General features: G+C 68.0%; 10 protein-coding genes. 4 read left to right on the top strand and 6 right to left on the bottom strand.

Annotated elements, in window-relative coordinates; genetic code table 11:
- From OEY_RS0111415 to OEY_RS0111405, 3 genes are all read left to right on the top strand, one after another.
- Positions 1-791 (top strand): mycofactocin-coupled SDR family oxidoreductase (locus OEY_RS0111415; protein ID WP_010594008.1); only part of this gene is annotated, 791 nt, incomplete at its 5' end.
- 6 nt (positions 792-797) lie between these two features.
- A complete protein-coding gene (locus tag OEY_RS0111410; RefSeq protein ID WP_010594007.1) occupies positions 798-1,313 on the top strand; it encodes a pyridoxamine 5'-phosphate oxidase family protein in 516 nt (171 codons plus the stop codon).
- Positions 1,314-1,318: 5 nt separating this feature from the next.
- Positions 1,319-3,301: an oxidoreductase gene (locus tag OEY_RS0111405; protein WP_010594006.1), complete on the top strand. Its 1,983-nt coding sequence runs from the start codon at positions 1,319-1,321 to the stop codon at positions 3,299-3,301.
- A gap of 227 nt (positions 3,302-3,528) precedes the next feature.
- On the opposite strand, the gene OEY_RS0111400 is transcribed toward OEY_RS0111405, so the two are convergent.
- Positions 3,529-5,154 (bottom strand): flavin-containing monooxygenase, encoded by a 1,626-nt coding sequence (locus OEY_RS0111400; RefSeq protein ID WP_010594005.1) that lies wholly within the window; start codon positions 5,152-5,154, stop codon positions 3,529-3,531.
- Positions 5,155-5,443: 289 nt separating this feature from the next.
- On the opposite strand from OEY_RS0111400, the gene OEY_RS0111395 reads away from it, so the two are divergent.
- Complete coding sequence (locus OEY_RS0111395; protein WP_003938431.1) at positions 5,444-5,752, top strand: EthD family reductase; 309 nt, start codon at positions 5,444-5,446, stop codon at positions 5,750-5,752.
- Positions 5,753-5,832: 80 nt separating this feature from the next.
- On the opposite strand, the gene OEY_RS0111390 is transcribed toward OEY_RS0111395, so the two are convergent.
- From OEY_RS0111390 to OEY_RS0111370, 5 genes are all read right to left on the bottom strand, one after another.
- The gene (locus OEY_RS0111390) at positions 5,833-6,255 is read right to left on the bottom strand and encodes a nuclear transport factor 2 family protein (RefSeq protein ID WP_010594004.1); all 423 of its coding nucleotides are present in this window, start codon (positions 6,253-6,255) and stop codon (positions 5,833-5,835) included.
- A 31-nt stretch (positions 6,256-6,286) separates the two neighbouring features.
- Entirely contained in the window at positions 6,287-8,083 is a 1,797-nt protein-coding gene (locus OEY_RS0111385; protein WP_010594003.1) for a flavin-containing monooxygenase, read from the bottom strand.
- Between the two features lie 25 nt (positions 8,084-8,108).
- Positions 8,109-8,951: a mycofactocin-coupled SDR family oxidoreductase gene (locus OEY_RS0111380; protein ID WP_003938428.1), complete on the bottom strand. Its 843-nt coding sequence runs from the start codon at positions 8,949-8,951 to the stop codon at positions 8,109-8,111.
- Positions 8,952-8,990: 39 nt separating this feature from the next.
- A complete protein-coding gene (locus OEY_RS0111375; RefSeq protein WP_010594002.1) occupies positions 8,991-9,536 on the bottom strand; it encodes a nuclear transport factor 2 family protein in 546 nt (181 codons plus the stop codon).
- A gap of 106 nt (positions 9,537-9,642) precedes the next feature.
- On the bottom strand, positions 9,643-10,764 hold the full coding sequence (locus OEY_RS0111370; RefSeq protein WP_010594001.1) for an NDMA-dependent alcohol dehydrogenase: 1,122 nt from the start codon (positions 10,762-10,764) through the stop codon (positions 9,643-9,645).
- Positions 10,765-10,942 lie beyond the last annotated feature (178 nt).

The following is a 10,942-nucleotide window of genomic DNA, read 5'->3' as shown; positions in this document are numbered from 1 at the left end:
GCGGCCGGGCCCCCAGCCACGCGCTGCGGCTCGCCGAGGAGGGCGCCGACATCATCGCGGTCGACATCTGCGAGAACATCGACACGGTGACCCCGTACTACCCGCTGGCTACCGAGGACGAGCTGAAGGAGACCGTCCGGCTCGTCGAGGCCCTCGACCGCCGGATCGTGGCCCACCGCGCCGACGTCCGGGACCGCGCGGCGCTGCAGCGGGCCTTCGACGACGGGGTGGCGCACCTCGGCGGCGTCGACATCGTGGTCGCCAACGCCGGCATCGCCACCTACGGCCGCTCGTGGGAGCTCACCGCCGAGCAGTGGCGGGACATGATCGACGTCAACCTCACCGGCGTCTACAACACCGCCGTCGTCGCGATCCCCACGATGATCGAGCAGGGCCGCGGGGGTTCGATCATGTTCACCAGTTCGATCGGCGGACTCAAGGGCATCCAGCAGGTCGCCCACTACGTCTCGGCCAAGCACGGCATCGTCGGCCTCATGCGCACCATGGCGAACGAGCTGGGCCCCTACAGCATCCGGGTCAACACCATCCACCCGACGAACGTCGACACCATCATGATCCAGAACCCCGGGACGTACGGGATGTTCTCGCCCGGGGATCCGGAGCCGTCGCAGGAGAAGGCGATGCCGGGGTTCATGTCGCTGAACACGCTGCCGGTGCCGTGGGTCGAATCGATCGACATCAGCAACGCGGTGCTGTTCCTCGGCAGCGACGAGGCGCGGTACGTCACCGGAGTCACCTTCCCGGTCGACGCCGGCGCATACGTGAAGTGATGTGAGATGGCCGTCGGCATCGACGACAACGAGGACCTGCGCACGCTACGGGTCGACGAGGACGGCATCGCCGAACTCGTAGCGGCGCAGACCGAATGCACCTTCGCCTTCACCACCGCGGCCGGGTGGCCGGCCGGGGTGGTGATGAGCTACCTGCACCACGGCGACCGGTTCTGGCTCACCGCCGCGAAGGACCGCGCCCACGTCCGGGCAGCGACGCGCGAACCCCGCGTGACGCTGGTGGTCTCGAATGCCGGCACCGGACTGCCCGGCAGGAGGATGCTCGCGGTCCGCGGCCGTGTCACCGTCCACGCCGACGCGGAGACCAAACGCTGGTTCTACCCGGCGTTCGCGGCGCGCCATGCTCCGAACGATCCCGAAGCCTTCCAGCGCCTGCTGGACAGCCCGAACCGAGTCGTCCTGGAAGTCCGTCCCGTCCGAATCGCGGTCAGTCACGACTCGACCAGGATGCCGGGCGACGGACGCGGCGGCTCGCTCGGGCCCCGACCGAACAAGGGGTGAACGAAATGACCGCGGATCCGGACTCCGCCTACGCCCATCTGCTCTCGCCGTTCCAGATCGGCCCGATGAAGCTGCGCAACCGCGTGGTGCTGCCGCCGCACGCGTCGGCGATCGGCAACATCTTCGGGTCCGAGGCCGACGCCGAACGCAACCTCGCCTACTACGTGTCCCGGGCCCGGGGCGGAGCCGCATGGTTCGACAGCCTCAGCGCCTGGGTGCCGAACACCGGCGTGATCCCGGGGTTCGAACCCACCGGCGTGGGTGCCACGGTCGAAGGCCACTACAGCCTGCCGTTCTTCGTCGAACGGGTGCAGGCCTATTCCGATGCCCTGCACGCCGAGGGTGCGGTGGCGACGGGGCAGATGGTGCACCAGGGCGGTATGCCGCACGGCGCGTCGTCGGTCCTGAGCGCCCCGGTGATCAACAACGTTCCGCACAAGCTGAACCGGGACGAGATCGCCTACTTCGTCGGTCAGTACAAGTTCTGTGCGGAGCAGGCCCAGAAGGCACGTCTCGACGGCGTCGAGCTCCACATGAACCACGACGATCTGCTCGAGTACTTCCTCTCTCCGCTGACCAACAAGCGCGACGACGAGTACGGGGGCTCGATCGAGAACCGTTGCCGGTTCCCGGTCGAGGTGCTGCGGGCCATCCGTGACGTGATCGGATCGTCCATGGTCATCGGCATCCGCCTGAATCTGCGCGAGGAGGTGCCGGGCGGGTACGACATCCACGGCGCCGTCGAGATCGCGCAGTACCTCGAGAGCACCGGACTCGTCGACTACTTCCACGGCGTGGTGGGCAGCCCGTGGGGCAACCCGTCCTACATCCAGCCGCACTTCTACGAGGCCGGTCAGTGGAGCGATCTCGCCGGGCAGCTCAAGCGGGCGGTGTCGCTGCCCGTCGTGCACACGGGCCGGATCAATCACCCCGATGTCGCCGAACGGATCCTCGCGGCCGGCGACGCCGACGTCGTCGGCATGGCTCGTGCGCACATCGCCGAGCCGTCGATCGTCGAGAAGGTCCGCACCGGCCGCGTCGACGAGATCCGGCCCTGCGTCGGCGGCAACGAGTGCATCAGCCGCCGCTACGTCGAGGGGCTGCCGTTCGGCTGCGCGGTCAACCCCGTCACCAGCAACGAGGTCGACGGGCCGTGGCCCACCGTGACCGACCCCAGGCGCGTGCTCGTCGTCGGCGGTGGTCCGGCCGGCATGGAGTTCGCGGCCCTGGCCCGGGAGAAGGGCCACGACGTGGAGCTGTGGGAGGCGTCCGACGTGCTCGGCGGCCAACTGCGCACCGCGATCAACGCCCCCACGTACGACATGTTCGAGAAGTACCTGGACTGGCAGCAGCGCCGGCTCGAGCGGGCGGGCGTGAAGGTCGCCTACCGGCACGCGGCGACGAAGGCGGAGATCGAGTCCGCGGGATTCGACGTGGTGGCGGTCGCCACCGGCTCCACCCGCCGGATCCCGGACATCCCGGGTGTCTACGGCGACAATGTCGCCGACATCCGCGACGTCCTCAACGGCGACGCCGCGGTCGGCAAGCGGGTCCTGATCGTCGCGCAGGACGACCACATGCCGCCGCTGTCGCTCGCCGACTTCCTCACCGATCGCGGGCACGACGTCACCGTCGTCTACGCGACCCAGGTCGCGGGGCAGCTGCTCGGCCGCTACATCGTGGGCGCGATCCTCGGGCGCCTCGACGAGAAGGGCGTGCAGTACCGGTTCATGGAGGACGTCGTCGAGATCACCCCGACCGGGGTCGTCACCCGCAACGTCTATTCGGGGCGCACCTACCAGGTGGACGGCTTCGACTCGGTGGTGCTCGCCTGCGGTGGCATCGGGGACGCCGACCTGTACGAGAGCATCAAGGACGGCCCGGCGGCCGAGGGCGAGCGGGAGGTGCACATTCTCGGTGACGCATACGCGCCGCGGCGGCTGGTGTTCGCCACCCGTCAGGCGTACGCGCTCGCGAAGCTGATCTGACGGACACCGAGACGGGGGTGCGGGCTTCGGGCCTGCACCCCCGTTTCGGTGTCCGTCGGCGATGAGCGGGATGTTGCTGCGTCGAGCGGGAGGTTGTCGTCGTCGCGTCTCGCGTTTCGGCGCGAGATCCTCCCGCTCGGTGCGAGATCCACCCGCGCGATACGAGCGACGCAGCGAAAGGCGCCGGGCGATCGCTGGTCGCGATCGCCCGGCGCGAGGCCCCGACATCAGGCCAGGACGAATCCCTTGAAGTCCGCGTCGCGGACCTCGTTCCACGTCTGCTCGTAGAGCACGATGCCGCCGGCGTAGGGCATGAAGATCTGCGGCTTGCCGGGGATGTTCTGCCCGCGGTACCAGGATCCGGACTCACCCTGCGGCCACAGGGTCATGTTCGCGATCTCCTCCACGGTCTCGACCCACTGGTTCTGCGCCTCCTCGGTGGCCTCGATCGTGGTCAGTCCGTGCTCGCGCATGTGATCCATGGTCTCGACCGTCCACTCGACGTGCTGCTCGATGGCGGTCACCATGTTCGACAGCACCGACGGGCTGCCGACGTTGGCGATGATGAACATGTTGGGGAAGCCCGCGGTGCCCAGGCCCAGGTGTGTCTTCGGGCCCTCCTGCCACGCCTCCCGCAACGGCAGACCGCCGCGGCCGCGGATGTCGATCTGCGTGAACGCGCCGGTGAAGGCGTCGAACCCGGTGGCGAGCACGACGGCGTCGAACTCGTACTCGGTGCCGTCGGCGAGATGCATGCCGTGCTCGGTGAAGCTGTCGAGGGGCTTCTTCCGCAGGTCGACCAGTTCGACGTTGTCGCGGTTGAACGTCTCGTACCAGTCCGTGCCGATGACGGGCCGCTTCGCGCCCATCGGGTAGCCGAACGGCTTGAGGCTGTCCGCGACGTCCGGATCGTCGACGATCTCGTCGACCTTGGCCCGGACGAAGTCGCACACCGAGTCGTTGGCCCGTTGATCCACCATCAGGTCCGCGAACGCGCCGAGGAAGGCGATGCCGCCGCCCTGCCAGCGCTTCTCGTACTCGGCCCACCGCTCGTCGTCGCTGACGTCGTACGCGGCCTTCGGGTTGTCGTCGCGGATGCAGCCGGCGGCGGCGGTCCGGCAGGCCTGGCGCCGCGCGCGGTAGTTCGCCTTGACGTTCGCGACGAACTCCGGGTCGAGCTTGTGGTTGCGGGCGGGAATGACGAAGTTGGCGGTGCGCTGGAGGACGGTCAGCGTGCCGGCCTGCTTGGCGATCTCCGGGATGGCCTGCACCCCGGAGGAACCCGTACCGACCGCGGCGACCCGCAGACCGGTGAAGTCCACCCCCTCCTCCGGCCACGCGCTGGTGCGGTAGATCGGTCCCTGGAACTTGTCGAGGCCGGGGACGTCGACGTCCTTCGGTACCGACAGGCAGCCGACGGCCATGAGACAGAACCGAGCGACGTACTCGTCGCCCCGGTCGGTGCGGACGTGCCACTTCTGCTCGCCATCGTCGAATCGGGCATCGGTGACGGCGGTTTCGAGCCGGATGTCGCGGCGCAGGTCGAACCGGTCGGCGACGTGCGAGAGGTACGCCTGCAGTTCGGGCTGCGACGGGTAACGCTCGCTCCACTCCCACTCCTGCTCGAGATCCTCGTCGAACCCGAAGGAGTAGTCGTGGCTGTCCACGTCGCAGCGGGCGCCGGGGTAGCGGTTCCAGTGCCAGGTGCCGCCGACCTCCTTGCCCTTGTCGAGGGCGACGGCGGTGTAACCGTGGCGGCGCAGCTTCCACAGCAGGTACAGGCCTGCGAAGCCCGCGCCGACGACGACGGCATCGACCTCGGTAGCGGCGGTGGGGGTGGGAGTTGCAGTCATCGGATGGCCTCTCTGACTGGGGATTCGATCGGATGTGCCGATGTTGCCGCCGGACTCGCGGATTCGGTGGGTCCGGCGGGAGCGTGATCCGCCCGGCTGATCGGCCGGCGCGGAAAAAAGTCTGTGACGGGTATCACTCTATCAATGCGAATGGATATAATCAAAGACGGAAAGCGAATATATGTGGCGGGCTTTCCTGCCTTCTTGCTGCGTGCGGGACCACTCCACCATCCCGCGTGCGGGTCCGCCGCCCGGAGAATGTCCGAACCCATCATCGAAAGAGGTCCACATGTACCGACTCGTCGCCGCCTACAACCACCCCGAGGATCCCGAGAAGTTCCTCGACCACTACCGCAACGTGCACTCCAAGCTCGCACTGAAGCAGCAGGGCATCCGGAACTACGAATGGGGTGTGTGCTCCACTCCCGACGGCAGCACCCCGCCGCACTTCCTGGTCGCGGTCTGCGACTGGGACAGCAAGGAAGCCATGCTCGCGGACATGGCGTCGCCGGAAGGACAGCAGGGCGCAGCCGACCTCGAGAACTTCGCGCAGGCCGGCGTCTCGTTCGACTTCTACGAGATCACCAAGGACATCTGATCGGGGAAACCCGACCGGGACACGCGACCGGGGTGGGGACTGCGAAGTCCCCACCCCGGCCGCGTATCTCGCCGTCGTGGTCAGGCGTCGAAGCCGTCCATCTGCGGCGTGGTGAGACCCGTGATGATCCGCTCGGCGATCTTCCAGCCGTCGGCGGTGCGGACGTAGCGGTCCTCGTTGAGTGCGATCGCCTTGATAGCGGCGCCGTTCTTCATCTCCGCTTCGGAGAAGACGTAATTCGTACCGGTGGCGTGGTCGTCGTCCTCGAAGTCGATCACGTGATTGGTGATGATGTGGAACTGCTTGTCCACCGCCTGTGCGTCCCGCTCGAAGAAGTCGAGGATCTGCTCGTGGCCCTCGTACCGGGTCAGGCCCACGGCGCTGGCGTCCCACACCCCGTCGGGTGCGAAGGCGGACAGGGCTTCCTTGGGGTCGAACCGGTCGAGACCCCGGGCGTAGAGGTGGGTGACGCGGATGATCTCGTTGATGTCGTCGGCGCGCATGTGTCGGTCTCCGTGTACTCGAGGGGATGGGTCAGGGAACGGACGGCAGGTCGATGCCGTCCAGGTCGGCTCTGATCTGCAGTGCGAGGTACTTGTTGTAGATCCGGGCGAACGTGAGATTGCCGCCGCTGAACCAGAACCGGTCGTGGCCGGAACGTCGCCACACCGACCGGATCTCGCCCTCGTCGTCGAGGCCCCAGACCGGTCCGCACCGGTCGGCGACCGCGTCGCCCAGGACGCGGCGGGCAGTGTCGAGAATGCCCCGGAATCCGGTGGCGAACACGACGGTGTCGGCGGGCAGGACGGTGCCGTCCGACATCATGACACCCTCGGGGACGAATCGTTCGACGGTCTTCCCGGCGACCAGCCCGATCGACCCGTCCGCGACGAGCCGCGAGGCGCCGACGTCGATGTAGTAGCCGCCGTTGCGGGTGAGGAAGAGGTTCATCGCTCCGGTCCCGCCGTCGCCCAGGTGATGGCGGAATCCCCGGGCGCTCAGGGCATCGAGCAGATCACGATCGATGTCGGCCATCGCCGCGACCGCGGTACGCAGACCGTCGACGAATCCCTCGTCCCGTCGCGCGAACGACGCCCCGACGAGGTCGGCGATCTCGGTGGGTGCGGTGTCCTCGCCGTAGGCCGGCTTCAGCATGACGTCGACCACGGTGGTGCCGCCGACGACGTAGGTCGGACCCCGCTGGACGAGGGTCACGTTCGCGCCGGTGTTGTAGAGGTCCTGCGCGATGTCGTGGCCGCTGTTCCCGGTGCCGATGACGACGACGTTCCGGCCGCTCCGTCGGGGGTCCGTCGCGTACCGGCCGGAATGGAGCAGTTCGCCCGCGAATTCTCCGGTCCCGGGGATGTCCGGGACGAGCGGCTCGGTGCCGCTCAGTCCGGTGGCCAGGACCACGTGCTGTGGATGCAGTACGCGCCGTTCGCCGCCGCGGTCGAGGAGCACCTCCCAGCGCCTCGTCGCCGGATCGTACGAGGCACTCACCAGTTCCGTGCGCGTCCACACGTTCAGTTCCAGGGCCCGGGCGTAGATGTCGAGCCAGTCACCCATCTTGTCCTTCGGGGTGAACACGGGCCAGGTGGGTGGGAACGGCATCATCGGCAGATGGTTCGACCACACGGGGTCGTGCAGCACCAGCGAGTCGTACCGGTTGCGCCAGTTGTCGCCCACGCGCTCGTTGCGTTCGACGACGAGCGTGTGCACGTTCATCGCGCCCAGGTAGGCGGCGAGTCCGAGGCCGGAATGCCCGGCACCGATCACGAGGACGTCCGGATCCCGGTCGGCGCACTCGTTCGCGAGACGGCGGCGGTCGCCCCGGTGGGCGGTGACGCGTTCCTCGGGTTCCGGGGCGCCGATCGGACGACGTTCTCCGACAGCCGGTTCGGCTCCGGCGAGACTGTCGAGGGCCGTCAGCACGGCGATCGCTCGCCAGCGGTCCGTCTCGTCCGGGGTCAGGCGCGCGACGCCACGGACCTGTCCGAAGCGGACGGTGAGGCGGAGGAGCAGCTGTATCACCGGCGGACCGTCGCCGGTGGGCAGCAGAACCGGCGGGGCGGCGGAATCGAGTGCCTCGTCGCGGACCTCGAGGTCCGCCGCGCCGGTGAGCAGCGGGCGGATCGCCGATTCGCCGTGCAGGCTGCGCAGATCACCGGTGAAGGCGAGCAGGTCGCGCCACCATGCGTCGGTGGCGAGAGCATCCGGATAGTCGCCGGTACCGCCCGACCGGAGTGCATCGGCGAAATCCGCGAGCCAGCGCTCGGCGACCTCGGCGGGGCGGGCGGGATCGAGACGCGGGGTGTCGAGTCTTGCGGTCATGAGGTCTCCCGTTCGTCCGGCCGGATCAGCGCAGGGTGTAGCCGGCGTCGACCTTGAGTTCGGTGCCGGTGACGTACCGGGCCTCGTCGGAGGCGAGGTAGAGCACCGCGTTGGAGATGTCGATCGGTTCGATCCACGGCACGGGCAGGACGTTGGTGGTGGCGAAGACCGGTGCGGCCTGTTCCTGCGTGGGATGTTCCACGTCCGGGAGGAACAGCCGGAAGCAGGATTCGTTCAGGATCATGTCCGTGGCGACGCCGGTGGGATGCACGGTGTTGACGCGGATGCCGTGCGGCCCCAATTCCAGTGCCAGCGTGCGCATCAGGCCGACCACGGCGTGCTTGCTCGCGGTGTAGGGCGCCACGTTCGGCGTGCCCTTCAGGCCTGCGGTGGAGCTGGTGATGACGATCGAGCCACCGGTGCCCTGCTCGATCAGGTGCGGGGTGACGGCCTTGCAGGTGTGCCACACGCCCTTGAGGTTGATGTCGAGGACGTCGTCCCAGTCGCGTTCGGTGACGAGGTGCGTCTCGTCGCCGAAGAGGAAGATCCCCGCGTTGGCGGCGACGATGTCGATCCGGCCGAGTTCGGCGATGCCCTCGTCGACGACGGCCTTCACGGCGTCGAAGTTGCGGACGTCGGCCTTGCGGGCGATGATCCGGCGGTCGAGGGCCTCGACGGCGCGCACCGTCTCGGCCAGGTCCTCCTCGGTGGCGCCGGGGTAGAAGCGGGTGACGCTCTCGATCTCCTCGGCGACATCGAGAGCGACGATGTCGGCGCCCTCCTCGGCGAGGCGGATCGCGTGACTGCGTCCCTGGCCGCGGGCCGCCCCCGTGATGAACGCGACCTTACCTGCTACCCGTCCTGTCATAGCTGCTCCTTCGGGGCCGCCGACGGGCCCGATCCGCCGTCAGCGGTAGGTGTTCCAGGTGGGAGCCGACTCCGGATAGTCGGCTTCGGTGTATCGGGTCTGGGGCCACCGAATCCGTTTGGTGGTACGGAAACTCGAGCCCATCGACTCGAACGGTACCGCGTACATGAACGATACGGTGCGTCTTTCGAAAAGCCATGTGCTGTCCCGCCGCACGTACCGGTCCCGATAGCGGAAGGCGGTCATCATCAGCGTGTCGTGGACGGCCAGTTCGGCGTGGCCGGTCATGATTCCGCTTGCGTGCGAGTCGTCTTCGATCGTGACGAGGTGGATCTCGGGGGTGTGCAGCATGGTGTGGTAACGGTCCATGCTGGAGACGTAGAAGGGGCGGATCTGCTCACGACCGCACAGTTCGGTGCCGGCGACCTCGAAGACACCGTCCTCGGTGAACATCGACAGTACGGCGTCGATGTCGTGGTCGTCGACGGCCAGGGCGTAACACCCTGCGAGATCCCGGATCTCGTCCTTGGCGACGAGGCGGCTCAGGGCGGCGGAATCGAGGTCCGCGAGATTCGAGGCAGTCATCGGCTCTGTTCCTGTCGGAGGTACACGGACGGGCCGGGACGGAGTGTCGACTCCGTCCCGGCCCGGGTGCCGGGCGCGGATCACCCGCGCAGTCGCGCGTGCCGATCTAGTCGTCGTACATGATGACGCCGCGGATGTTCTTGCCGTCGCGGAGATCCTTGAACGCGGTGTTGATGTCCTCGAGCTTGTAGGTCTTGGTGACCAGCTCGTCCAGCTTGAACTCGCCGCGGCGGTACATGTCGGCGATGAGCGGGATGTCGCGGCGCGCCGTCGTGGTGCCGTACAGGGTGCCCTGCAGGCGCTTGCCCGACATCGCGAAGGTGAACAGGTCGAACGGCACGTCGCGCTGGGTGACCGGCGCCGCCGAGGTGAGCACCAGGGTGCCGCCGCGACGGGTCATCTCCTGGGCGGGGTTCAGCAGGTGCCCGTAGGCGATGTCGACCGTGATGATGACGACGTCGGCGCCCTGGCCGTCGGTGAGCTGATCGACGACCTCGCGGCACTGGTCGAAGTTCTCGGTGGTGTGGGTGGCACCGAAGATCTTCGCCTGGTCGCGCTTGAACTCGACCGGGTCGATCGTGACGATGTTCTTGGCGCCCTTGTGCCGGGCGCCCTGAACGGCGTTCATGCCCACACCGCCGGTGCCGATGACGACCACGGTGTCACCGAGCTGGATGTCGGCCGCGTAGACGGACGATCCCCAGCCGGTGGGCACGCCGCAGCCGATGAGTGCGGCCTTGTCGAGCGGGATGTCCTTGCCGATCTTCACGCACGAGTCGATGTTGACCACGACGTACGGCGAGAAGGTGCCGAGGTAGGAGAACGGGCCGACGCCCTGGCCGCGGGCGTGGACGCGGTGCGTGCCGTCGGGTGCGTAGCCCGCGAGCACGCCGGCACCCATCTCACACATGTTGGAACGGCCGATGGTGCACATCTTGCAGTGGCCGCAGGACGGCAGGAAGGACAGGACGACGTGGTCGCCGACCTCGAAACCGGTGACGTCCGGGCCGAGTTCCTCGATCACACCGGCGCCTTCGTGGCCACCGATGATCGGCGCCCAGTCGAGGGGGATGTCGCCGGTGTCGACGTGGTCGTCACTGTGGCAGATGCCGGAGGCGGCGAGCTTGACCCGCACCTCCCGGCTCTTGGGGGGATCGATCTCGATTTCCTCGACGCTCCAACCGGACCGGGTTCCCGGCTCCCACAGCAGCGCTCCGATGGTCTTCATGGCTTCTCCTCGTGACGGGGTGAAGGCGCGAGCGGCGGCCGGGGCAGGGCTCCGGCGCGGGCTCGACGGATGTGATCGCGATGTGTGCATGTGATCGCTATCACCATAACCATACGCATGGATATAAGCAATGGCGCGAGGGAAGCGGGGCGCGGGAGGCCGGGCGGGCGGCGGGACG

It is taken from the genome of Rhodococcus sp. P14 (assembly GCF_000256505.1).
Lineage (GTDB): Bacteria > Actinomycetota > Actinomycetes > Mycobacteriales > Mycobacteriaceae > Rhodococcus > Rhodococcus ruber.
This window is presented reverse-complemented; position numbering and strand designations above follow the sequence as displayed.